Origin of the sequence: Polyangium spumosum (assembly GCF_009649845.1) — a bacterium.
GTDB lineage: Bacteria > Myxococcota_A > Polyangia > Polyangiales > Polyangiaceae > Polyangium > Polyangium spumosum.
Genome location: NZ_WJIE01000011.1, coordinates 63755 through 86436 on the forward strand (window position 1 = coordinate 63755; position 22682 = coordinate 86436).

The window sequence follows — 22682 nt, forward strand, 5'->3', positions numbered from 1 at the left end:
CGCTACGAGCCGAGCGCGTCGGAGAGGACGTGCACCGCGGCGATCATCCCTTCCGTGAGGCTCTCCGGGCGCGTGTCGGTCGGGGACTCCCGGGACATGCGCGCGCGGTACACCACGAGATCAACGAGCGTGAGCAGATACGGCGAGGCCTTCGCCCTGTTGAGGGCCTGTTTCAAGGCGCCAAACCGCTTGCGCGCCTCCTCGGTCGTGTCGAGGGCCGAGAGCGCCGCGAGCATGGCGGCCGCGCGTGGTTCGTCCTTCGTTTTGATGGCGTCGCGAGCGGCGTCGACGAGCACGTGCCCGAAGGCCGCGAGCCGCGCCTCGTCGAGCTCCGCCGAAACACCGGCGCCCTGCGCCACGAGCTCCTGCAGCTCCGGGAAAGCGCGCCTGCCGACGAGCGCCAGAAAGAGCCCGGCGCCGTTCGTCTCCCAGTCCGCCTTCGAGGCGAGCTTCTTTCCAATCCACGCGACGACGGGCGTCGCCACGGGCCCGCGTTGCAGGGAGGCGAGCGCGGCGTTCATGAGGCGCTCGGCGTCGACGCTCTGCGCGTCGAGCCATTCGAGCAACATCGCGCGCTCGTCGCCGTTCGTCCCGCTGTCGACCTTCTCGAACGCCTCCTCCACGGTGAGCCCCGCGAACGGATCGGCGAACAGCGGGTCCCCTTCGTCGCCGCCGAGATCGAGCCCGAGCTCGTCGCCGAGCGAGCCGCCGCCGAAGAACGAATCGTCGTCCGCCTTCGAGGCCGGCGCTGCGGGCGCGGTCGCGTCGTCGAGGTCGAACATCGCCGCGAGATCGACGGGTTCGTCCGCGGATGAAAAGAGCGCGGGCGCCGGCGCGGGGGCGCGGGTCTCTCGGCGCTCGATACGCGCGAAGAGCGCGGGGGGGACCTTGCCGCGCACGAGGTCCGCGAGCGTCGCCCATTCCCGATCCTCGAAGGAGAACCCCGGCGCGTTCAGCACCTCGTGCTCGAACTCGGCGGGTTTGTCCTCGGCGAGCTTCGCGAGCGCGACGAGGATCGGCGGGCGGCCCACGTACGGGGTGCGCGCGCGCCAGCGCAGGAGATCCGCGGAGGTGAGCTCGTGGGCGTGCGTGGCGAGGAAGGCGTGATCGTCCGGCCCGAGCGCGCCCTGCCGGAGGACGTGCAGGAAGGCCACGGCGCGGGCGTTTCCTCGATGGGCGCGTTTCAGGGCATCGATTTCGGCCTTATCCATGGGAGCTCTCACCTTACCAGGGATGGGCCCTCGCGAGCGACGCTCGTATCGTGCTCCGTCGGGTGGGCTCCGGGCGCGCTCCGCCCGGGGCGATAACGTGGACCGAGGGCCAAAAGGATTGCATTCGTTGGAATCGAGTTGACGGGGCGCGCGGGGCGGGCTTCCATGACCTCGATCGCGATTGTTCCCGCTCGGCGATCCAGCCCCGCGGCTCATGGGGAGCCCGGGGCTGTATTATTTCGGGCCGCATGACCGATCGGGCGTGCCACCCTGGGCCGCCTTCGGACATCGTTGCCTCGCTCGATGCCCGCGCGCCTTGAAATCGCGGAAAATCGCTCGTGGCACACCGGTTGCTCAGGGCGCCGGCATGCGAAAACTTCCCCTTCTTTCTCTGCTCCTCTCGCTCTCGGCCCTCGCTTGCAGCTCGTCTGCGCCGCCCGAGCCCCCCGGGGCCACGAATGAAGAATGCCATGACGCGAACACGCCCGGCTGCGTCGTGACCTCCGGGCAGCAGCGCATCACGAGCCCCAATGTCTCGAGCGCCGACCTCGGCACCCTCGTCGACGGCAACACGGCGTTCGCCACGGACATGTACAAGGTCCTCCGCAGCGAGCCGGGAAACTTCTTCTATTCGCCGCACTCCATCTCGAGCGCCCTCGCGATGACCTGGGCCGGCGCGCGTGGACAAACCGAGACGGACATGGCGAAGACGCTGCACTTCGACCTCCCGCAGGACAAGCTCCACCCGGCGTGGAACGAGCTCGACCTCGAGCTCGCGAGCCGCGGCGAGGACGCGATGGGCTCGGACGGCCAGAAGTTCCGGCTTAACGTGGCGAACGCGGTCTGGGGCCAGGTCGGTTATCCCTTCGAGAAGGCGTTCCTCGACGTGCTCGGCCTGCATTACGGCGCCGGCATGCACGTGGTCGATTACGTGGGCGCGGCCGATCAGGCCCTCGAGCTGATCAACGGCTGGGTCGCCACGAAGACCGAGGACAAGATCCAGAAGATCCTCTCGCCGGGCTCGATCAACTCCGGCACGCGGCTCGTCCTGACGAACGCCGTGTACTTCAATGCCGCCTGGCAGACGCCGTTCGAGGAGGCGAACACGAAGAACGCGCCGTTCACGACGAGCGCGGGCGCCACCGTCGACGTCCCCATGATGCAGGGTCACATCGAGGCGCCGTACGCGCAGGGCGCGGATTACGCGGCCGTGGAGCTGCCTTATGACGGTCGCGAGCTCTCGATGGTGCTCGTCCTGCCGAACGACCTCGACGCCTTCGAGGGCAGCCTCGACGCGGCCCGTATGAACGAGGTGGTCTCCGCCCTGTCGGAGAAGCTCGTCGACACGCGGATGCCGAAGTTCAAGTTCGAGTCGAAGTTCAGCCTGGTCGACCCGCTGAAGACCCTCGGCATGGGCGTCGCGTTCTCGGAGGGCGCCGATTTCTCGGGGATCAACGGGACGGGCGGGCTCGTGATCACGGACGTCATTCACCAGGCGTTCGTCGCGGTGAACGAGGCGGGGACCGAGGCGGCGGCGGCGACCGCGGTGATCGTCGGCGAGACGAGCGCGCCGGAGCCCGCGGCCATCACCTTCGACAAGCCGTTCCTGTTCTTCATCCGCGACATCGCGACGAAGCAGGTGCTCTTCGTCGGCCGCGTGGCCGATCCGAGCTGAGCCTCTCCAGACATCCAGCCGGGCGGGGCGTATCTTGCGGGGCGGAGGCTTCCGCCGCAAGATACGCCCATGTTCTTCAAGGACCCTCGCAAGCTGCAGATGCCCACGAAGGCGCAAGCCCTGCCCGGGCGGAGCGCTCGTATGCGCGTGCCCGAGCGGCACTTCGTGAGCGGCGCGCGGATCGTGCCTCCGTTCCCCGAGGGCACCGAGCAGGCCATGTTCGGGCTCGGGTGCTTCTGGGGGGCGGAGCGCAAGTTCTGGCAAACGAACGGCGTGTACGCGACGGCGGTCGGATACGCGGCCGGGTTCACGCCGAACCCCACCTACGATGAGGTCTGCACGGGCCTCACCGGCCACAACGAGGTCGTGCTCGTGGTCTTCGAGCCGGCGAAGGTCTCGTACGAGGACCTGCTCAAGGTCTTCTGGGAGAGCCACGACCCGACGCAGGGCATGCGCCAGGGCAACGACGCCGGCACGCAGTATCGCTCGGGTATTTATTGCTTCGGCCCCACGCAAAAGACGGCCGCCGAGCGCTCGCGTGTCGCCTACCAGGAGGCGCTGCGCGCGGCGGGGCACGGCGACATCACGACGGAGATCCTCGAGGCGCCCGAGTTCTATTACGCCGAGGACTATCACCAGCAGTACCTCGCGAAGAACCCCGGCGGTTACTGCGGGCTCGGCGGCACCGGCGTGAGTTGCCCGGTGGGTCTCGTTTCGACGGGCTGAGCACGCCTCCGGCGTGACACGCGCCGCGCCTCGCGGATACCATCCCCTCCATGATCGAGACACGACGACACACGGGTCGGATGGGGCGGTTTGCGCTCGTCCTTTCGATGATGGGCCTGCTCGGCGCGGCGGCCGCGTGCGGGGGCGACGAGCCGAACGCCGCGGGCGGCGGCCTCGGCGGATCGGGCGCCGGTGGAAACGGCGCCGGCGCCTCGGGCGGGATGGGCCAGGGAGGAATGGGCGGCGGCCAGGGCGGGCAAGGCGGAGAGCTCTTCCCCTCGGGCGTGGGCGGCGCGGGCGGCGGCGCGGGCGGCGGCGGCCCGAGCTGCGACCCGATCCTCAAGGCCACGGTGCGTGATTTCCAGGTCGCGCACCCCGATTTCGAGTACGTCGTCGGCACGGACAAGGGCATCGTCGGGGGCGAGCTCGGGCCCGACGGGAAACCCGTCTATGCGGGCAACCCGACGACGCCGACGACGACGGGCAAGGCGAATTTCGACCAATGGTACAACGACGTGTCCGGCGTCAACATGGCGATCCCCGTGGAGATCCCGCTCATGGCCGCGGGCGGGGGGACGTACACGTACAACAACTCGGCCTTCTTCCCCATCGACGGTCAGGGCTTCGGCAACGAGGGCAACGTCCACAATTACCATTTCACCCTCGAGCTCCGGACGCAGTTCATCTACGAGGGCGGCGAGGTCTTCACGTTCACGGGCGACGACGACCTCTTCACGTTCATCAACGGCAAGCTGGTCATCGATCTCGGCGGCGTGCACGGCGCGCAGAGCGCGACGGTGGACCTCGACGAGCGCGCGGCGGAGCTCGGCATCGAGAAGGGCAAGACGTATCCGCTCGATTTCTTCTTCGCCGAGCGGCACACGAGCGAATCGAATTTCCGGATCGACACGACGATCGGCTGCTTCTCGGAGCCGCCGATCCCCGAATGAATCAATCGAAGGGCCGGGCCGTGACCGCGTGATTCAGCGGCCCGTGCCCGTGCCCGAGCCCCGGCGCCTGCTCGATCGCGAGCCGCAAATAACGCCGCGCCCGCCCGATGGCCGCCTCCATCCCGAGCCCCTGCGCGATCCCCGCGGCGATCGCCGACGCCAGCGTGCAGCCCGTCCCGTGCGTCGAGCGCGTCTCGATCCGATCCGCCTCGAAGAGCCGCGCCTCCCCCGCGGCCGTGACCAGCACGTCCGTCACGACCGGCCCCTCGAGGTGCCCGCCTTTCAAGAGGACCGCCTTCGGCCCGAGCGCGAGCAGCGCCTCGGCGACACGTCGCATCGCCGGCACACCGTCGATCGTTTGTCCTGAAAGCACCTCGGCCTCGGGCAGGTTCGGCGTGATCAGCGCCGCGCGCGGCAGGAGCCGTCCGAGCAGCGCCTCCCGCGCCTCCGGCAAGAGGAGCGGCGCGCCGCCCTTGGCCACCATCACCGGATCGACGACGAGCGGGACGTCCTCCGCGAGGCGCGCGTGCACGCCGGCCACGGTGTCGATCACCTCGGCCGAATGCAACATGCCCGTCTTGATCACGTCCGCGCCGATGTCCTCGAGCACGAGGCTCATCTGCTGCTCGATGAACGCGGGCGGGACCGGAGAGACCCCGAAGACGCCGCGCGTGTTCTGCGCCGTGAGCGCCGTGATCGCGGTCGCCCCGAAGGCGCCGAGGGCCGTCACGGCCTTCAGATCCGCCTGGATACCGGCCCCGCCGCCCGAGTCCGAGCCGGCCACGATGAGGACACGCCCTCTCATGCCGAGGCGCGTACCAGCGCCGCTCCCGACGCGCAAGCCGCCCGCGCCTACTTGCTCGACATCGCCAGCGTCGCCCGCACCCTTCGTTGCTCGAGCGGCGTGAACGACTCGTCGAGCAGCGCTTGCTCGGCCGCCTTGAACGTGGCTTCGTCCTCGGTCTTCGCGGCGAGCGCGTCGCGCTCCTTCCGGAACGCCTCGACACGCGCCTTCCACGCCGCCCGCTCCGCGTCGAGCGCGGCGAGCCTGTCCGCCGCCTCCACGCCGAGCGTCTCCACGCGTTTGGCGTGGACGTCCTCGTCCGTCGCCCCTTCCGCGCGTAACGCCTCCGCCTCGGCCCGCGCGCGCAGCGGCAGCGTCGCGGCCTCCCGCGCCTCGCGCGCCCCCGCGGGCAAGCTCTCTTCGAGCGCGGCGATCTTGCGCTCGCGCTCCTCGGCCGAGAGCGCCTCGTCCTTCCGGATCCGGCTCGCCTCGGCGGCCACCTCGCCCTCGCGCTCCTCGTCGCCGAAGAGCGCCTCCGCCGCCTCCTCGCCGAAATGCTTCCGGCGGAGCTTCTTCAGCGCTTCGAGCCGCGCCGTCGGGTCGCTCTCCTCGTCTTTCGGCAGCGCGAGCCCGTCCTTGTCCTTTCGATAAGCGAGATAGTCGTCGAGCAGCTTCGCGGCCTCGATCGCGGCCGGGCCATCGACCCGCTCTCGAATCGCGGCCAGGATCCGGGCGCGGATCGTCTCGTCGCTCTCCTCGCCCTCGGTGGTGAACCAGTAATCGAAGAGGCGCAGGATCTCCGGCCCGAGCAGGAGCGATCCGTCGGGACCGACGCGCAAGGCGCCGTCCTCGCTCGTGCCGCGCAGCGACCGGGCCTTGTCCGTGAAAGGGCTCTTCTCGCGGGTATCGACCCTCGCCTCGGCGCGGCGAGCCGGCGGCGCCGAGGTCCTCCGATCGACCACGTGATTCGAATGGCTGCCGCGCGCCTCGGTCGTCGCCTCGACCCGTCGTTCGGGTTCGTCCGCGCCCGTTTTCCACACGGCGAGGCCGGCGGCGAGCGTGACGACGAGGACGATCCCCGTGGTGATGCGGCGGCTCTTCAAAGGCTCCTCGTCAGAGGCCGAGGTTCTTCAAGCGGTTCGCGTGCGAGCGAAAGACCGACTTCGGGCTCGTCTGGAAGGGCGCCGTGATCCCGAAGAGCTGGTTCACCTCGTCGAGGTGGTTCATCTTGTAATCGTCGCGGATGACGTCGCCGAGGTGCGAGCTGCAGCGGCCGACGAGCCCGTCGTTCGCGTCGTCGTAGATGATGCCCGTGAGCCCCATCGGGTAATCGGAGACGTCGAGCACGTTCGTCACCCGCGAGGTGCCGGACCACGAGAAGTACCGGACCCCGTTCACCGTGTGCGCGCCCTCGCCGCACCAGACGCCCGGCAAGCCCGCGGGGTAAACCGCGTTGTACGCCGTGGTCCCTTCGATCGAGAGCGACTCCAGCGCGGCGATGGAGTCCTGCGGGTCCGTCTGGCCGGAGAGCAGGCCGAGGATCGTCCCGAGCGAGTTCGCGAAGAGCGAGAGCACGGCCTCGGAGAAGCCACCCTCGCTCATGTTGTTGCGGAGGAAATCGGCGAGGTCGGCGCCCTGGTGCGGCGAGCCCACGCTCGTCACGCTGGCGACGAGGTCGGGCCGCATCGCGGCGACGTACCGGATGTCGAGGCCGCCGTGGCTATGGCCGATGAGGTTCACCTTCTTGGCGCCCGTCGTCGCCACGATGTCCTCGACCTGCTCGAGCAGCGCCTCGCCGCGCGCCTCGGTCGACGAGAAGGCCGGCACCTGCGTCACGAAGACACGCGCCCCGCCCGACGCGAGCGAGGACTCGATGCCGTGGAAATAATCCACGACGCCGAAGAGCGCGTCGAAGCCCGCCATGCCGTGCGCGAGCACGATGGGGTATTTCGTCTGCGTGTACGTGTCGGTGTACGCGTTCGCGGCCGACGTCGACGTCTCCTCGGCCGCCGCGAGCGCGTCCGGCGACTCGCCGCCACACCCGCTCGCGAAGGCCGACGCGAACATCGCCGCGCCGAACGCCACAGCCCGACCCAACCGAACCCCCAAGCCAATGTTCCAGCGCATGTTCAGGCCCTCCAACCTATCCGAATGGCACCGTTCATGCCAGAGGGTCCTGAATGACGCGCGTCGTTCGTCATGACGCGCTGCGCGTGGAACAAACCACCGACGCTGCAACGCGGCCGCGTGATGGTGGTCTGGAATGGCTCATGAAGGATCCAGGGTGGATCCTCCGCGTATCAGCCCCGCCGATCCACGCGGCGCCTCACTGCAGCTTGAATTTGAACGTGAGGTTGTAGCGGACGCTGACGGGCCGGCCGCCGTACGTCATCGGGCTGTAACGTTGCTGCGCGAGCGTGGTGTTCACGGCCGAATCGAGGAACGGGTGCCCCTTGAGGATGCGGCAATCCCGCAGCCGGCCCTCCGTGGTGATGGTGCATTGCGCGATGACGGTCCCTTCGACCCGCGCGCTCCTCGCCTCGTTCGGGTAGGGCGGCTGGGCCGGGCCCCCGATGAGGACCGGGCGGCCCATTTCGGAGGCCCAGTTCATCGTGATGTGTCGCGGCGGCTCCGGCGGCGGCTCCGGCGGCGGCGGCCCCTTCCCGCCCACCTCGCCGCCCACGACGCCCTCCGGGACCCCGTTCGGATCGCCCCCATTACCCGCGCCGTCCGGCGCCGTCGCTCCGCCCCCGGAGAGACCCGGATCCGGCGCCTCGGGGGGCTCGGGCGGGGCCGGCTCGGCCTCCGGCGGCTCGGCCGTCAGGACCGGGACCTGCGGGCGCTTCGGCCGGGGCGGCTTCGGTCGCGCCGCCTGCTGCGGCTCGGGGGCCGCGGGGCCCGGGGAGCCCAGCAGCGCCGGTGGCTTCGGCAGCGTGAACACCACGACCGGCTCGTCCTCCGTCGAGGTGGCCTTCTTGCCGGGCAGGGCGAGCACGATGAACGCCGCGAGCGCGTGCGCGCCGATGGAAAGAAATGCTCCGGTGCCGAGGCGCGAGTGGGCGCCCTCGTACCGGCCCAGGGCCGATTCGAACACGAATGCCTCCTTTCCGGGACGAGCGGAGCCGCCCCGGAGAAACCTATTTCACGCTCCGATTCACTTCACTTCGGCGGAACGGGGTGGACCTTCGAGACGTACCGCACGGAGACGGGCCGCCCGCCCTGCGTCGCAGGCGAGAATCGCCAGGTGCGCGCCGCCGCGAGCAGCTCGCCGTCCATGTGCGGCAAGGATTTCAAGAGCCGACAATCCCTCGTCGCGCCCTCCGCCGTGACCTCGCATTCGAGGAGGGCCGCGCCTTCCACGCGGGCCTCGAGCGCCTCGCGGGTGTACACGGGATCCCGTCCGCCGATACGCTTCGGCTCGGTATCGACGAGGACAGGCGCGTCGTCGTCGTGCGCCGGCGCCGCCGCCGCCGAGGAGCGGCCCTGCGCGCCGAGATCGAGCTCCGCATAACGACGCGGCTCGTCGATCGGGCCCCTCGACGTCCGATCCCCCGACGTCGGCTGCGCGAGCAGCACGACCCCGAAGACGGCCGCCGCGAGCGCGGCTCCATTGCGGATGTCCTGGAAGCGCCCGGCCTGCCTCCCCGTCGGCCCGAGCACGCTCTGGAAGAGCGCGCGTGGCGCCGCCTGCGTCGCTCGCCTCGTATTCGCCGAGAGCGCCCGCGCGGGCACAACGGCGGCCCTCGCCGCCCGTACCGGCTCGATCCCGAGCGCGGCGAGGGCCCGCGCCTTCGACGCGGCGGGCGCCCGATCGGCCCGCGCCGAGGCGAGCAGCGCCGTCGCCGGATCGTCGCCCTTCTCGTCCAGCAGCCTGCGCATCTCGCTCATGGCCGCCCCCTTCCTTGTGTATTCACGACCCGCGCCGAGAGCTTCGTGAAGACCTCCCGCGCGCGCCGGAGCCGCGACGCCACCGTGCCCATGGGCAGGTCGAGCGCCGCGCTGATCTCCTGCATCGTGAGCTCCTCGAGCTCGAACAAAACCAGCGCCGTCCGGAGCTCCTCCGGCATCGCCGCGAGCACCTCGTCGAGAAGAGCCCGCAGGCGCCGCTGCTCCACGATTTCATCGGGCTGCGGCCCCTCATCGGCCTTCCCGTCCGCCGCCTCGTCCCCCTCGGGGACCTCGCGCCGCCTGCGCTGCGAGCGCCTGGCGTGTGAGGCGACGTGCACGGCCGTGCCCATCAAAAAAGCCTTCTCGCGCCCCGGCTGGATGACCGCGAGTTTGCCCGAGGCCACGACGAAGACCTGCTGCGCGCAATCGTCGAGCTCCGCCGCCGGCACGCCGAGCCTGCGCAGCGCCACGTAGACGGCGTCGAAGTGCGCCTCGACCATCCCCCGGAGCCGGGCCTTCTCCGCGGCGGGCTCGCCGCTCCGGGCCCAGCCGTCTTCGACGAAACGAGGCTCGTCCGCCTCGCAGATTTCCACGTCCTCGACCACGAGGGACGCGGCGGACGCAGGGCAGAGGTGGGCGAGGAGCGGGGCCACGTCTCTACCATGCCCGGTCGAGCGCTGCTTGATCACAAAAAAGTGATCAGCGGAAGAAGCGCCGGATCGCGTCCTCGATCCTCGGCCAGAAGGAGCCCATCGAGCCCGAGATGGACTCGTCGTAGAGGATCATGGGCCCGAGATCGGGCCGCGCGATCCAGCGCGCGCGCCCGTCTCCCTCGGCGGGGCGGCCCTCTTTGGGCGCGAGGACGGCGGTGAGGCGAACCGCGTCGTCCTTCGTGAGGGCGATCTCCTGATAGGCCGCCAGACCCCGCTTGAAGCGGTGCGCGGCGACGGCTTCCTTCAGATCGTCGGGCAGGCGCCCGTCGATGGGCATGGCCGACGCCCCGTCGATCCCCGGGATCCGGACCTCGAGGTCCTCCGCGGGGACCGTGACGAGCCCCTCCTCGGTCTCGATGAGCAGGCTGTCGCCGACGAGCAGGGACGTGATCTCCTCGAAGACCACGACCTCCCGCTCGTTGCCCTCGTGGTCGCGCTCGCGATCGGTGTACTTCTCGCCGACGCTGATCCGGAAGAGGGCCGCGCGCATGCCGGTGACGGGGCTCGTCGCCTTGCTCGCGGAGGCGACCCGACCGGTGATCGTCATCTCCTCGGGTCCACGCAGGGACGCGAGCGTCTTTTGTCGGAAGAAGCTCCCCATGGCGTGAAGCTTACACCACTCCTCCACCGGGGTATCGACCCTCTTCGAAGAGGGTCGCGACCGTCTCCGGCCGGGGCCCATCTCTCTCGGCGCGCACTTCCAACCGTCCGCGCCCTCGTCTCGACGGTTTCCCGGTCACACCGGACCCACCCTGCACCGGATCGACCGGTCTCCGCAGGCGCGTGGACCTGACGTCCGCGTGGCTCTCGACCCTCTTCGAGCGGCCTTCGAACCCGGCTCCGCCCCGGATCGCCCCGTCTCCCGACCGGATCCACCCCTCGTGGAGGCGACTCTCGACCCTCTGCGAGAGGGGGCCTTCTGTCTCCGGAGACAGCACGACCCTCCGCGGGACACGGCGGACGGTCGCGGAGACCGTCGCGCCGCTCCCCATTGGGGGACGAAACCTCGTATTGGCTCAGTCGCGCAGGAGCGAGGGGAGGCTGACGAGCAGGTAGGCCGCGGACGCGCCGGCCATGATGGATTGGGCGATCACCGCCGCGGGCCGCTCGATACGTCGAGGGCGATTGTCAACCCTTTTTCTTCGGCGCGGGGACGCGGCCCTCGATCTCCTTGCGGAGCTTCTTCCACTCGGACTTCGGCAGCTTGCGCACGGCGTCGGCGATGCGGGCGCGCTCGTCCTCCCCGGGGAAGGCGAGGATGTAGAGCGGCGGGATATCGAGCGCGCGGGCGATGCGATCCACGGTCTCGATCGTGATTGCCGCGAAGCCGTGCTCGATGTTCGAGAGGTGGCCTTTCGAGATCGAGCTGGCCTCGCCGAGGGCCGGCAGCGACATGTTGCGCTCGAGCCGCAGCTCGCGGATGCGCGCGCCGACCTTGGAGGAGAAGGGGCTGGGTTCGGTTCTTCGGGGCATGGATCACCTCTCGTCAGCGAGGATTCCCCCCTACCACAACATGCGCGGAAGACAAACCCCCCTGTTCGTCCGACCCGCAGATTTCGGTTCGGGCGTCCGAGGACCCGCCAGCGCCCAGGGGCGCGGGGGGACGTTTGGCCCCCCCGCACATAAGGCTTGATCGTTCCAGGGGGAGCTGGCATGGGCGCGGCCGGGGGGAGGCTCACCTCATCCGTGTCATCCGTGGCGCGGGCGGGGCGTGGGGGCCACCACGGGCAAGAAGGGCAGCCGGCCACGGCCGGGCGGGGTCCACGCGCCACGAAGCCGCGCACCCGCGGACGTTCTCTGGCCGACCCCCCGAGCCTCGCCCTTGCGGCCCCGCCGAATCCGGCATACGCATTCGGTATCGAACACGTTTTGCCGGAGGGTGCACGCTTGAATTCGTCTCGATACCTCGTCGCCATTTCATTCGCCGTCGCCCCGCTCGTCCTGTTCGCCTGCGCCAAAGGAAGCACCCGCCCAGGCGGCGGCGGGGGCGAAGGGGGCGAAGGGGGAGACGATTGGGGCGGGCCTGCACAATCGTCGAGCAGCAGCGCGGGGATGGGCGGCGGCGGAGGCACCGGCGGCGGGGCGAGCTCGTCCGTCGGCGGGGGCGGCAGCGGCGGCGGCGGCGCGCCATTGCCCATCGTGCTCCTGCGCCTCGGAGATGGCGTGACGGCGCTCTCGTCCGCGGCGGCGCCGGTCTCGCTCGAGTGGCGGCTGACGGACGGCTCGGCCACGCCCGGCGGGCCCGGGACGACCGGCATGCCGCAGGCGACCTCGGGATCGAATTACACGTTCACGCTGTCGGGGACGGCGACGTCGGAGGGTCACCTCTCGCTCTCGGCGAACGGCAAATACGTGCTGCTCGCCGGGTATGCCGCAGGCGTGGGGACGCTGAACGTGAGCACGCAATCGGCGGACGTCGTCCCGCGTGTCGTCGGCCGGGTCGACGCGTTCGGCAACGTGAACACGTCGACGCTCGTCTCGGGGGCCTTCAGCGCGAGCAACGTGCGCGGCGCGACGTCGACGGACGGCTCGTCGATCTGGGTCTCGGGCAACAGCACCACGACCGGCGGCGTCCATTTCATCACGGTCGGCTCGACGTTCGGCGCGCAGGTCCTCGCGAATCCGCTCAATACCCGGTGCGTGCACGTCATCGACGGCCAGCTCTACGGGACCTCGGGCGCGGGCACGTTCGTCAACGTCTTCGAGGTCGGCGCGGGCGCCCCCACGTCGAGCGGGCAAACGGCGACGTCGCTGCCGGGCCTGCCCACCGTGGGCGCGAGCCCGTACGGGTTTGCCCTGCTGGATCTCTCGGCCGCCGTGTCCGGGCCGGACACGCTCTACGTGGCGGACGACAGGAGCCCGGCGAGCGGCGGAGGAATCCAGAAATACGTGTTCGACGGCGGCACGTGGTCCCTCGTGGCGACGTGGAGCGACGGGACGAGCGGCGTGCGGGGCCTCGCGGCGACGTCCACGGGGGCGGGCGTGCGTGTCGTGGCGACGACCTCGGACAGCAGCGCGAACAAGCTCATCACGCTGCTCGACGACGGCTCGGCGTCCCCCCCGGTCACGGTCGCCACGATCGCGCCGACGAATACCGTCTTCCGCGGCGTCGCATTTGCGCCCCAGTGACCCTTGACAAGGGCCCGGGCGCCCGGGACCCTTCCGCCCGATGTCTGCCCACCTCGCGCACGCGCCGTCGGATCTCCTCGAAGGTCAATGGGTCCCGCTGCCCGGCGACGCCCTCACCTCCCGGAGCCCCGCGCGTCCGGCCGAGGTCGTCTGGCAGGGTAGCCCCGCGCCCGCGCACGCCGACGCGGCCGTCGCGGCGGCCCGGCGCGCGCTCTCCGCCTGGGCGGCGCTGCCTGCCGAGCGGCGGTTCTCGGCGCTCCGCCGCTTCCGCGACCTCTGCAAGGCGCGCGCGGCGGAGATGGCCCGCCTCATCAGCGACGAGACGGGCAAGGCCCTCTGGGACGCGCGGGCCGAGGCCGATCTGCTCGCGGCCAAGGTCGACATCACGCTCGACGCCTCCGAGCACGGTGGCCTCCGGCGCGTCTCGGGCTTCGAGATCACGCTCTCGCCCTCGCGCACGGGGCGCGCGTGGTTCCGGCCGCACGGCGTGATGGCCGTCCTCGGCCCCTTCAATTTCCCGGCGCACCTGCCGAACGGGCACATCATCCCGGCGCTCGCGCTGGGCAACACCGTGGTGTTCAAGCCGAGCGACAAGGCGCCCGCGGTCGGACAAACCCTCGCGGCGTGGCTCTCCGAGGCGCTCGTCGCCGAGGGCGCGCCGCCCGGGGTGTTGAACCTCGTGCACGGCGGCGCGAGCGTGGCGTCGCGGCTCGTCGCGAACCCCGATATCGACGGGGTCCTCTTCACGGGCTCGTGGCCCGTGGGCCGGCACATCATGGAGGCGAGCCTCGACTTTCCAGGCCGTATCCTCGCGCTCGAGATGGGCGGCAATGCCCCGTCGGTCGTGCTGCCCGACGCGGACCTGCGGCAGGCGGCGATCGAGGTCGCGCGCTCGGCGTTCGTGTCGACGGGGCAACGCTGCACGTGCACGCGGCGGCTCGTCGTGCACGGGGCCGTGGCGGAGAGATTCGTCCGGACGATCGAGGCGATCGCGTCGCGGCTGCGGGTGGGCGATCCGCTCGCGGATCCGCAGCCCTTCATGGGGCCGATCATCTCGGCGGAGGCGCGCGCGGGCGTGCTCGCGGCGCAAGAGCGATTCGCGGGCGGCGGGGCCGAGGTCCGGCTCGCGGCGCGGGCCCTGCCGGATGCGTCCGGGGGCCATTACGTCTCGCCGGGCATCGTCCGCGTCGATCGGTTCACGCTCGCCGAGGAGGGGCCGGGCGCGGACGTCGAGGTGTTCGGCCCGCTGCTCCGTTATGTCGTCGTCGATTCGCTGGAGGAGGCGATCGCGCAGGCCAACACGACACGTTTCGGGCTCGCGGCGTCGATCTTCACGAAGGATCCGGGCGCGATCGAGCGGTTCCTCGCGGAGGCGCGCGCCGGGTGCGTGAACGTGAACACGGGCACGGCGGGCGCGAGCAGCAAGCTGCCGTTTGGCGGGGTTGGTTTGTCGGGCAATCACAGGCCGGCAGGGTCGTTCAGCCTGGATTATTGCGCGTATCCGGTGGCGGGGATGATCGAGGCGGGCGCGGCGGCGCCGGTGCCGACGGGGATGACGTTCGAGGAGAGCTGGCTCGGGTAGGATCAGGCCGCTCGCCTGGCGGACGCGGCGCGCGTCACGGCGGAGACGAGGGTGTCGACCGCGTGCGGGCAGTTCCGGAGGTCGATCGCCTCGCGCAGGAGCGGCTCGTGCTCGTGGCCCGCGGTCGTCGTGAGGACGAACGTGGGGCGCGAGCCGACCTTGGTGCTGCGCAGGAACGTGAGAAACGGGACGCTCTCGTCGTTCGGCGAGACGTCGTAAACGACGACACGCGGGTCGTGCCGGGCGAGGAGCGCGAGCGCCTCGTCCGGCGCCGAGACGAGCGCGCCGAGCGCGGCCGTGACCGCGCGGAGGCCCGACGCCTCGATCTCTTCGGCGAGCAACCTCGCCACGGCTTCGTCTTCGTGAATGATGGCCACGACGGCAGAGTGCTGCATGAACGCGATCGCAAGGCAGGGCGCGTGCCTGCTCGCGCCGCGTCGTGATCGCACGCTCGCCTCGTCCGCCCCGATCGATTAGTCTCTCGATCACTCGCCATGTTTTCTCGCCGCGCCATCCTCTCCTCGGGCCTCGTCTTCGCGGGATCTTTGCTGCTCCCGAGGCGCGCCCTCGCGAAAAAGGGGGAACCAGCGCCGATCCCCCCGCTCCCGCTCTCGTTCGCCGTCGCCGAGGAAGACGCGGTCGCGGTGCAAAACGAGGCGTGGATCAACGAGCAGATCGCCGAGGTCACGCGGCTCTTCACGCCCCTCGGCGTCACGCTGCGCAAGACGAGCGCCCGCGCGCTCCCGGCGGCCCTCGCCAGGCTGGAGACACGCGCCGACAGGGACGCGCTCGCCGCGCACCTCGAGGCAAAGCGGATCAACGTGATGATCGTGGCATCCCTGCGGGACGTGGACGATCCGAAGCTCTTCCGGATGGGCGTGCACTGGCGGCACAGGAAGACGCCGGCCAAGCATTGGGTGATCGTCGCGGCGAGCGCGCGGCCGAGCACACTTGCACACGAGCTCGGCCATTTCTTCGGCCTCGGCCACAGCGACGTGACCGACAACGTGATGAGTTATTCGCGTACGGGGAAGGTGCCCCCGTTCCTCGACGCCAGGCAGGCCGAGCGGATCCAGAGCATGGCCCGGATGTACGTGGGGTCGAAGCTCCTCGAGCCCGCGTGAGCGGCGCGCGTGATTCGCTCGCCACGGAGACCGGGATCGTTGTACGCTGCGGATCGTCCGGCCGATCGGGCCCGGGTTCTGGCATGCAAACGCCTCCACGTCGAACGACCCCACCGCCGTCCCTCGTCGCGCCCGTCTCTGACCGCGCGGGGCCGAGTGATCGCGCGCCCGCAGGTCCGGCGTGGAGCGCCCTCAGGCCGAGCCGGCCGCCGCCCTCGTCGAGCGAAGGCGCGCCGCGCTCCTCGGAGACCTGGGCGCCGAGCTCGTCCGAGCGCCCGTCGCGCCCCTCGACGCGCCCGCCGACGGCGACGGGCGAGCGCTCCTGGTACCTGGATCTACCGTCTCCGCCGGGAGAGGGGACGTTCCGGATCAAGGGGATCGCGTATCGGGGCCTCGCCCACCTCGTGACGAGCCGCGTCGAGGGCGGGACGTCGGCGTTCGCCGCGGCATTGCCGACGCCAGCTTTGCAGGCCTTCTTCGGTCAGCCGTTCCTCGCGAGCAGCTTCTACGACGTGTATCCGCTCGTCGCGGGCAGCGGCGTCCTCGCCTCGCTCGCGCGCACGCCGATCGACACCTTCGCGCAGCAGCAGGGGCGCGCGCAGGCCGCGTACGACGTGGAGCACGCCTATCGGGCCTTGTTGCAGGGCAAATCGAGCGACGACATGCATTCGCGTCTGCGCCCGCTCGCCGGCCGCTATTACGATTTTGGTGAATGGGACGTCGAGCGGCAGGGCCCGGGCCGGATCCGCATCGTCGAGCGGAACCTGCCCGTCTGGATCATGCCGTGGTTCGTCCCGATGCAGCTCGGGTATTTCTCCGGCCTCATGGCCGCGATGGGCAAGCCGGGCTCCACCGTGACGATGCAATCGTTCCGCCGCGAGGGCCTCGCGGGCGTGATGCCGCTCGTCGTCCTGGAGCTCGAGGTCTTATTGCGCGACTGATCGGGCATTCGAGCGTACAAACGGGTCTTCTCGCGCGGGCCTCTCCGTGGTAGGCCGGGGCATGCGGTTCTTCCTCGGTGCCTCCTCTTTATGCCTCCTCGGGGCGCTCGGCTGCGGCGGCGGCGAGACCCCGGCCCCGCCTTTCTTCGACGTCACGGGCAAGATCGTCGATGTCCACCTGACCGACGGCGGAGAGGTGACGAATGTCCGTGACCCCGGACAATTCGAGATTGCCGCGGTCGTCCTCGACGCGGACGGCGCCGAGCAGGAGTTTCTGGCCGAGGTCGCGGAGGACGGCTCCTTCGTCATTCGAGACGTGCCGGAGGGGCCCTACGATCTCCGATTCATCGAGCTCTTCGGCACGGGGACGCGGCCGCCGCGGTTCGTCATGAACGCGCCGCGCACGGTGGACCTCGGCCGCGTCTTCGTGGGCCGCCCCGACGCCGATCCGATCACGCTCGACGCCACCGAGCTCGAGGTCACGTTCGACGGATTGAGCCCGTGGGGGGAAGGTTCGAGCCTCGAAATCTTCTCGCTCGGCGCGGGCACGATGGGCACGCTCGAGCCGGCGACCATGCTCCCTGCCATGGACACCACGGAGCTCACGAATCACCGCTTCCTCACGTCCGGGCTCACCGTGCCGAACATCATCGCGGGGGGCGCCGGGGATCAGGCCTATTTCACGCAGATGGTCGGGACGACCGGCCTGAGCACGCCTTATCGAGCGGTGCGCAAGGGGCTGGGCCCCACCTCGTTCACGCTCGCGGAGGGCGCGACCACGCCCGTCCAGGGCTCGTTCGTGGATGCGCCCACGAAGAAGCTCGCCGTTTCGTTCGACGACGCCGCGTTCGGGGCCCTCGCCGAGAGCGTCCATCCCGAGGCGACGATCGCGGGTAAGGACGTTCGAATCGGCGTGGAGCCGGGCGGCCTCGAAAAGACGTCCGTGTCGCCCACGCCCGATCTGCTCCTGTTCTCCGGCCTCCCGAACGCGCAGCCTCCCGCCGAGCTCGTGTATGGCAATCCATTCCCCGCGGAATGGGCGGAGGTCGCCGCCGTGCAGGTCTCGTATGCCGTGACGCACGTCGCGCCCACGGGGGTCCCGAAGACCACCGCCGTGGCCGTGGGCCGCACCGGCCCCGCCTCCTCGTTCTCCGGCGCGATCGCGCCGACGCTCGGCCCTCCGCTCGACGTCCGGGTGAATGGCGAGCCCGCGTATGCAGAGCGCCTCGGCATCGGAAAGACGCCCACGGTGACGTGGAGCGCGCCCTCGCTCGGCAAAGCGGCGGCGTACGTCATCACGCTCCGGCGCCTCGATCCCGGAGGGGCGCTCACGCGGACCATGGCCTCGTTCTCGACGCGGGACACCACGTTCCGGATCCCGGACGGCCTGCTCGACGTGGGGTATTATTATTATCTCCGCATTGGCGTACGGGAGGAGTTCGACAGCGCGGCGCCGCTCAAGGTCCAGGCGAAGCGCGTGTACGCCGAGGCGATCACCGGCGTCCTCTCGCCCTGAGGCGCGCTCCTTTTCATGGACGTTCCTACCTACTCGATTTCCTCGATTCAGGTCCTCGGCCTCGCCTGCTTCGGCCTCGTCCTCGGCCGGGGGATCCGGCGCCTCGCGCCCGTCTTCGAGCGGCTCAGCATCCCCGCGTCCATCCTCGGCGGCCTCGTGTACGCGATCGTCGGCCTCGCCTTGCGGGATCGCGTCTGCAATTTCAAGTTCGACCTCGCCCTGCGCGACATCCTCATGATCGCGTTCTTCACGACCGTGGGGATGACGGCGAGCCTGAGGCTGCTCGCGCTCGGCGGCAGGCGCGTGGCCATTTTCCTCGGCGCTGCGGTCCTCGGCCTGCTCGCGCAGATGGGCTGGGGCGCAGGGGCGGCGAAGGTGATGGGTTTGCCCCCGCTGCTCGGCGTCATTCCGGGCGCCGTGTCGCTCACGGGCGGGCCGGCCACCGCGCTCGCGTTTGGCCCGGTCTTCGAGGAGGCCGGCGTCCCGGGCGCGACCGCGATTGGCCTCGCGTCGGCCGTCTTCGGGATCACCGTGAGTGGTCTGCTCGGCGGCTTCGTCGGCAGCTTCTTGATTCGCCGCCACGCCTTGCGTCCGGGCGCGAGCGACGCGATGCCCGCGCCCGCGATCGACATCGACGCGGGGCCCTCCGAGAGGCACGGCGATTACCTCTCGCACATCATCGCGCTCGGCGTGGCGATGGCGCTCGGCTCGCTGCTCTCGGCGCAGTTTTCCGCCTGGAAGCTCACGCTCCCCGCGTACATCGGGGCGATGATCGTGGCCGGCGTGATGCGCAACCTCGACGATCGCCTGCAGTTCGCCGGTATCGATCAGGACAAGATGGAGGCGATCGGCGGCATCGCGCTCGAGCTCTTCATCGTGATGGCGCTCCTCACGCTGGAGCTCTGGCAGCTCCAGACGCTCGCGCTGCCCGTGCTCTTGATCCTGATCGGCCAGGTGGTGCTCACGATCGGGCTCTGCTGGACGGCGATTTACTGGATGATGGGCCGGAGCTACACCTCGGCGGTCATGGCGGGCGGGTATTGCGGGTTCATGCTGGGCACGACGGCGAACTCGCTCGCCTGCATGAACGAGATCGTGCGGAAATCGGGCCCGGCGCCGCAGGCGTTTTTCGCGGTGAGCATCGTGGGCGCCTTCCTCATCGATTTCATCAATGCGCTGCTCGTCACGCAGGCCCTGAACGTGCTGCGCTGAGCGCGATCGCTTGTCGGGCCGGCAGCCTTCGGGTACGCTTCGCCGGCTCGTCCCGGAGGCCCATGACCACCGTTCGCAGGACCGTCCTCGTCACCGGCGGCGCCGGGTACATCGGCTCGCACGCGGCCCTCGCCCTCGCGGAGCGCGGCTACCGGCCGCTCGTGCTCGACAATTTGAGCAAAGGCCACCACGAGCCGATCGAGCAGGCCCTCGGCGCGCCCGTGATCCAGGCCGATACCCGTGACCGAGCCGCCCTCGACGCGATCTTCGCGCGCGAGCGGATCGACGCCGTGATGCATTTCGCCGCGTTCATCGAGGTCGGCGAGTCCGTCGCCGATCCGCTCAGGTATTACGAGAACAACGTCTCCGGCACGGTCACGTTGCTCCAGGCGATGCAGGCGGCCGGCGTCGGGACGTTCGTGTTCAGCTCGACCTGCGCGACCTACGGCGTGCCAGAGGTCATCCCGATCCCGGAGGATCACCCGCAGAATCCGCTGAACCCGTATGGCCGGTCGAAGCTCGTGGTGGAGGCGATCCTCTCCGAGTGCGAGACCGCCTGGGGCCTCAGGTCCGTGAGCTTTCGATATTTCAATGCGGCCGGCGCGCACCCGAGCGGCTTGCTCGGCGAGGATCACGACCCCGAGACGCACCTGATCCCGCTCGTCCTCCACGCCGCCCTCGGCAAACGTCCGTCGATCCGGATCTTCGGCGAGGATTACGATACGCCGGACGGGACGTGCATCCGTGATTACGTCCACGTCTCGGACCTGGCGGACGCGCACGTCCTCGGGCTCGAGTATCTGCTCGGCGGCGGGGCGAGTATGGCGGTGAACCTGGGCAATGGTCGGGGTTTTTCGGTCCGGGAGGTGATCGCGGCGGCAGAGCGGGTCACGGGACGCACGATCGTCGTGGAGAAGGCCGCGCGCAGGGCCGGGGATTCACCGGCGCTCGTGGGGTCGAGCGAGCGCGCGCGCACGCGGCTCGGCTGGTCGCCGCGGTATCCCGAGCTCGAGACGATCATCGCCCACGCGTGGGCGTGGCATCAGAAGAAACACGGCTGACGGCCTCGGCGGGCGCCTCGGGGAGGGACGCGGCCGGGATGGCGACGAGGCTCCCGCGGCGACCGTGAGGTTTGGCGGAAATGAACACACCGTTCACCCGGGCGCCGGGCTCGCCCGCGTGGGGGCGCAGGAAGACGAGGCCGCGGCCGCGGGCGCGCGGTGCGCGCAGGGCGCGGAGGCCGCCCTCGCCGTCCGGCGCGAGGGAATGGATGTCCGAGCCGGGAAAGAGGCTCGACGTGGAGCCGACGAGGCGGGCCTCGGCTCCGCCGTCCTCGAGCAGGCAGATCGACGCGTGGGGCGGGAGGGAGACGACCTCGCCCGCGGAATGAAAACACGCCTCGCCGCGGATGCCGCGCGAGAATGCGTCCTTTTCGAGGGCGCGGCGCGCGGGCGCGTCCGAGAGGTTCGCGAGGACCGTGTACCGGAGCTCGCCGATGCGAAAATGGACCTCGTAGAACCCGCCGACCTCCCCGAAGGCAGGCGGGGCGCCGGCGAGCGAGGCCCGCACGTCCTCTTTTTCACGGAGCGGGAAGGAGGAGAGATAGAGGTCCATCACCTCGTCGTCGTATTCGTCGATGTCGTCGGAGGTGAACACGAGCCGGCCGAAGAGGTTGTTCAGGAGAAACAGAGTGTATTTCTCGTCGCGCGAGAGGGGCTGCTTCTTTCCCCAGCGGGCCTGCTGGAGGGCCAAAAAAGGGTCGAATCGCTCGTGCCCGAAGGAAAGGTCGCGGAGGAAAAACACGTCGGGGTCGTTCAGGAAGGCTCGCCCCGAGAGGTGATGACGGCCGACGGCGTTCTCGAGGGCCGTCACGGTGGAGATGGTCTCGCGGATGCCGAGGCCACGCGTGAGGGTATTCTTCCATTCATGGCCCACGTCGGGGCCGATACGGCAATACTCGACGCGGCCGAAGGCAGGCCCGAGCGGGACGCCGCAGCCGAGGATCATCTTGTCGCCCACGAGCTCACGCGCGAGCTCCATCGCGCAGGTCATCATCTCGCCCCGGGTCTTGCCGTGGCGGGGGACGAGGCAGGCGCCGTAGAGAAAATCGAGCTTCACGAGGTCCATGGCCCAGGCGCCGAGGATCGTGTCGAAGACCCGCGCGAGGTGATCACGGAGGCCCGGATGAAAGGGGTCGAGGCCGTAGAAATCGCCGCTCCAGAGCGCCGAGTTTCCCGCGGGGACGGGCTCGCCGCGCTCGTCGCGGAGCAGCCACGCGGGGTGATCGGCGACGAGGCGCGACGATTTCTCCGCGACGAACGGCGCGAGCCAGAGGCCGGCGCGATACCCCGCCTCGTGAATACGCTCCGCGAGGAACGCGAGGCCCCGCGGGAACTTCGTGTTCACGTCGAGCCAATCACCGACGGCGCCTTGCCAGCCGTCGTCGAGCTGGAAGACGTCGATCGGGATCCTGCGCCGCGAGAACGCGTCGAGGTTCTTCAGGGCGATCGACTCGTTGATGTTCGTGTAATGGTAATACCAGCTCGTCCAGCCGGTCCCGGGCGCGGCGGGGCGAGGCACGACGCCGCTCGTGGCGTGGAAGCGGCGGAGATACGTATCGAAGACCTGGTGTTCGTCGCCGACGCCCCGGTGGAGCCGAAGGGCCTTCCACGTCGACCCGGCGCGGAGGTTCAGCCCCTCGCAATCCTTCTGGACGACGAGCCGTCCTTCCTCCGGCAGGACGCGGAAGACGGTGAACCCCTCGCGCTCGGAGAGCGAGCCGAGGAGCTCGATCGCCGAGCCCTCCGCCTCGCGGAGGTAGAAATAGGTGAAGCCGTGCAGGCTCCGTCCCGAGGGCGGGACGATATCGTAGTCGCCGTAATGGTTCGTCCGAAAGAACCGTTCGAGCGCGGGTCGGGCGAGGGGCGGGAAGGGGTGGATACGTTCGTCCGGGGAGAACTCGCGCGTGTCGGTCCAGGACTGGTAACCATTCAGGAAAAACCGATCGCCCTCGCGAACGGGGAACTCGTAACGCAGGGTGAGCGCCTCGACCGCGAGGTCCACATCGGCGTGGAGCGTGACGGAGAGGCCATCGCCCGCGTCCTCGGCGATGGCGAGGCGGACCTTCCCGTCCTCGACGAGGCCCGGCCGTGAAGCGTCGAAATGCAGAAAAAACGTGCCGCGGCGCGTGCGGTACCGGAGCTCGCCGCGGGGGCGCGAGAGTCGCATGTC

Annotated in this window: 21 protein-coding genes; 10 read left to right on the plus strand and 11 right to left on the minus strand. The window is 70.1% G+C overall.

Translation table 11 applies throughout. The annotated features are described in order from the left end of the window. Positions 1-2: 2 nt before the first annotated feature. Positions 3-1211 carry a hypothetical protein gene (locus GF068_RS31020; RefSeq protein ID WP_153823127.1) on the minus strand — a complete coding sequence of 403 codons (1209 nt, stop codon included), beginning with the start codon at positions 1209-1211 and terminating at the stop codon, positions 3-5. Between the two features lie 367 nt (positions 1212-1578). Here GF068_RS31020 and GF068_RS31025 point away from each other — a divergent pair, with 367 nt between their 5' ends. From GF068_RS31025 to GF068_RS31035, 3 genes are all read left to right on the plus strand, one after another. Continuing rightward, entirely contained in the window at positions 1579-2886 is a 1308-nt protein-coding gene (locus GF068_RS31025; RefSeq protein WP_153823128.1) for a serpin family protein, read from the plus strand. A gap of 69 nt (positions 2887-2955) precedes the next feature. Continuing rightward, the gene (msrA, locus tag GF068_RS31030; protein ID WP_153823129.1) at positions 2956-3612 is read left to right on the plus strand and encodes a peptide-methionine (S)-S-oxide reductase MsrA; all 657 of its coding nucleotides are present in this window, start codon (positions 2956-2958) and stop codon (positions 3610-3612) included. 50 nt (positions 3613-3662) lie between these two features. Continuing rightward, the gene (locus GF068_RS31035; RefSeq protein WP_240807657.1) at positions 3663-4562 is read left to right on the plus strand and encodes a fibro-slime domain-containing protein; all 900 of its coding nucleotides are present in this window, start codon (positions 3663-3665) and stop codon (positions 4560-4562) included. Position 4563: 1 nt separating this feature from the next. Here GF068_RS31035 and thiD read toward each other — a convergent pair whose 3' ends face one another. From thiD to GF068_RS31075, 8 genes are all read right to left on the minus strand, one after another. Continuing rightward, positions 4564-5367, minus strand: a complete 804-nt coding sequence (thiD, locus tag GF068_RS31040) for a bifunctional hydroxymethylpyrimidine kinase/phosphomethylpyrimidine kinase (protein WP_153823130.1) — start codon at positions 5365-5367, stop codon at positions 4564-4566. 47 nt (positions 5368-5414) lie between these two features. Then, a complete protein-coding gene (locus GF068_RS31045; RefSeq protein WP_153823131.1) occupies positions 5415-6449 on the minus strand; it encodes a lipase secretion chaperone in 1035 nt (344 codons plus the stop codon). A gap of 10 nt (positions 6450-6459) precedes the next feature. Continuing rightward, complete coding sequence (locus GF068_RS31050) at positions 6460-7413, minus strand: esterase/lipase family protein (RefSeq protein ID WP_153823301.1); 954 nt, start codon at positions 7411-7413, stop codon at positions 6460-6462. Between the two features lie 259 nt (positions 7414-7672). Next, on the minus strand, positions 7673-8440 hold the full coding sequence (locus GF068_RS47200) for a TonB family protein (RefSeq protein ID WP_153823132.1): 768 nt from the start codon (positions 8438-8440) through the stop codon (positions 7673-7675). A 65-nt stretch (positions 8441-8505) separates the two neighbouring features. Beyond that, positions 8506-9234, minus strand: a complete 729-nt coding sequence (locus tag GF068_RS31060; protein WP_153823133.1) for an energy transducer TonB — start codon at positions 9232-9234, stop codon at positions 8506-8508. Then, positions 9231-9887: a sigma-70 family RNA polymerase sigma factor gene (locus GF068_RS31065; RefSeq protein ID WP_153823134.1), complete on the minus strand. Its 657-nt coding sequence runs from the start codon at positions 9885-9887 to the stop codon at positions 9231-9233. The genes GF068_RS31060 and GF068_RS31065 overlap by 4 nt, the downstream gene beginning before the upstream one ends. Before the next feature lie 46 nt (positions 9888-9933). Further along, positions 9934-10548: a hypothetical protein gene (locus GF068_RS31070; protein ID WP_153823135.1), complete on the minus strand. Its 615-nt coding sequence runs from the start codon at positions 10546-10548 to the stop codon at positions 9934-9936. Positions 10549-11075: 527 nt separating this feature from the next. After that, positions 11076-11420, minus strand: a complete 345-nt coding sequence (locus tag GF068_RS31075; protein WP_153823136.1) for a helix-turn-helix domain-containing protein — start codon at positions 11418-11420, stop codon at positions 11076-11078. A gap of 414 nt (positions 11421-11834) precedes the next feature. On the opposite strand from GF068_RS31075, the gene GF068_RS46545 reads away from it, so the two are divergent. Together GF068_RS46545 and GF068_RS31085 are read left to right on the plus strand one after the other, a co-directional pair. Beyond that, positions 11835-13076 carry a hypothetical protein gene (locus GF068_RS46545; RefSeq protein WP_153823137.1) on the plus strand — a complete coding sequence of 414 codons (1242 nt, stop codon included), beginning with the start codon at positions 11835-11837 and terminating at the stop codon, positions 13074-13076. Positions 13077-13116: 40 nt separating this feature from the next. Beyond that, the gene (locus GF068_RS31085) at positions 13117-14658 is read left to right on the plus strand and encodes an aldehyde dehydrogenase family protein (protein ID WP_153823138.1); all 1542 of its coding nucleotides are present in this window, start codon (positions 13117-13119) and stop codon (positions 14656-14658) included. Between the two features lie 2 nt (positions 14659-14660). Here GF068_RS31085 and GF068_RS31090 read toward each other — a convergent pair whose 3' ends face one another. Then, positions 14661-15053, minus strand: a complete 393-nt coding sequence (locus tag GF068_RS31090) for a DNA-binding transcriptional response regulator (RefSeq protein ID WP_153823139.1) — start codon at positions 15051-15053, stop codon at positions 14661-14663. Positions 15054-15152: 99 nt separating this feature from the next. Here GF068_RS31090 and GF068_RS31095 point away from each other — a divergent pair, with 99 nt between their 5' ends. The 5 genes from GF068_RS31095 (at position 15153) to galE (ending at position 20512) form a co-directional block, all read left to right on the plus strand. After that, positions 15153-15782: a M10 family metallopeptidase domain-containing protein gene (locus GF068_RS31095; RefSeq protein ID WP_153823140.1), complete on the plus strand. Its 630-nt coding sequence runs from the start codon at positions 15153-15155 to the stop codon at positions 15780-15782. Between the two features lie 83 nt (positions 15783-15865). Beyond that, the gene (locus GF068_RS31100) at positions 15866-16723 is read left to right on the plus strand and encodes a hypothetical protein (protein ID WP_153823141.1); all 858 of its coding nucleotides are present in this window, start codon (positions 15866-15868) and stop codon (positions 16721-16723) included. A 61-nt stretch (positions 16724-16784) separates the two neighbouring features. Further along, on the plus strand, positions 16785-18239 hold the full coding sequence (locus GF068_RS31105; protein ID WP_153823142.1) for a peptidase associated/transthyretin-like domain-containing protein: 1455 nt from the start codon (positions 16785-16787) through the stop codon (positions 18237-18239). A 15-nt stretch (positions 18240-18254) separates the two neighbouring features. Next, a complete protein-coding gene (locus GF068_RS31110; RefSeq protein ID WP_153823143.1) occupies positions 18255-19451 on the plus strand; it encodes a sodium/glutamate symporter in 1197 nt (398 codons plus the stop codon). Between the two features lie 62 nt (positions 19452-19513). Next, positions 19514-20512, plus strand: a complete 999-nt coding sequence (gene galE, locus GF068_RS31115; RefSeq protein ID WP_153823144.1) for a UDP-glucose 4-epimerase GalE — start codon at positions 19514-19516, stop codon at positions 20510-20512. Here the strand turns inward: galE and GF068_RS31120 are convergent. Continuing rightward, positions 20469-22679, minus strand: a complete 2211-nt coding sequence (locus GF068_RS31120) for a glycoside hydrolase family 36 protein (protein ID WP_153823145.1) — start codon at positions 22677-22679, stop codon at positions 20469-20471. The two genes, galE and GF068_RS31120, sit on opposite strands and share 44 nt — an antisense overlap. Positions 22680-22682: the final 3 nt, after the last annotated feature.

Bases quoted from the DNA above. Each gene is read 5' to 3' on its own strand.
- GF068_RS31025 (WP_153823128.1), top strand. From the start codon at position 1,579: ATGCGAAAACTTCCCCTTCTTTCTCTGCTCCTCTCGCTCTCGGCCCTC.
- GF068_RS31085 (WP_153823138.1), top strand. From the start codon at position 13,117: ATGTCTGCCCACCTCGCGCACGCGCCGTCGGATCTCCTCGAAGGTCAA.
- GF068_RS31120 (WP_153823145.1), bottom strand. From the start codon at position 22,679: ATGCGACTCTCGCGCCCCCGCGGCGAGCTCCGGTACCGCACGCGCCGC.
- GF068_RS31095 (WP_153823140.1), top strand. From the start codon at position 15,153: ATGTTTTCTCGCCGCGCCATCCTCTCCTCGGGCCTCGTCTTCGCGGGA.
- GF068_RS31105 (WP_153823142.1), top strand. From the start codon at position 16,785: ATGCGGTTCTTCCTCGGTGCCTCCTCTTTATGCCTCCTCGGGGCGCTC.
- thiD (WP_153823130.1), bottom strand. From the start codon at position 5,367: ATGAGAGGGCGTGTCCTCATCGTGGCCGGCTCGGACTCGGGCGGCGGG.
- GF068_RS31075 (WP_153823136.1), bottom strand. From the start codon at position 11,420: ATGCCCCGAAGAACCGAACCCAGCCCCTTCTCCTCCAAGGTCGGCGCG.
- GF068_RS31070 (WP_153823135.1), bottom strand. From the start codon at position 10,548: ATGGGGAGCTTCTTCCGACAAAAGACGCTCGCGTCCCTGCGTGGACCC.
- GF068_RS31020 (WP_153823127.1), bottom strand. From the start codon at position 1,211: ATGGATAAGGCCGAAATCGATGCCCTGAAACGCGCCCATCGAGGAAAC.
- GF068_RS31060 (WP_153823133.1), bottom strand. From the start codon at position 9,234: ATGAGCGAGATGCGCAGGCTGCTGGACGAGAAGGGCGACGATCCGGCG.
- GF068_RS31090 (WP_153823139.1), bottom strand. From the start codon at position 15,053: ATGCAGCACTCTGCCGTCGTGGCCATCATTCACGAAGACGAAGCCGTG.
- GF068_RS31035 (WP_240807657.1), top strand. From the start codon at position 3,663: ATGATCGAGACACGACGACACACGGGTCGGATGGGGCGGTTTGCGCTC.
- GF068_RS31100 (WP_153823141.1), top strand. From the start codon at position 15,866: ATGCAAACGCCTCCACGTCGAACGACCCCACCGCCGTCCCTCGTCGCG.
- msrA (WP_153823129.1), top strand. From the start codon at position 2,956: ATGTTCTTCAAGGACCCTCGCAAGCTGCAGATGCCCACGAAGGCGCAA.
- galE (WP_153823144.1), top strand. From the start codon at position 19,514: ATGACCACCGTTCGCAGGACCGTCCTCGTCACCGGCGGCGCCGGGTAC.
- GF068_RS31050 (WP_153823301.1), bottom strand. From the start codon at position 7,413: ATGTTCGCGTCGGCCTTCGCGAGCGGGTGTGGCGGCGAGTCGCCGGAC.
- GF068_RS31110 (WP_153823143.1), top strand. From the start codon at position 18,255: ATGGACGTTCCTACCTACTCGATTTCCTCGATTCAGGTCCTCGGCCTC.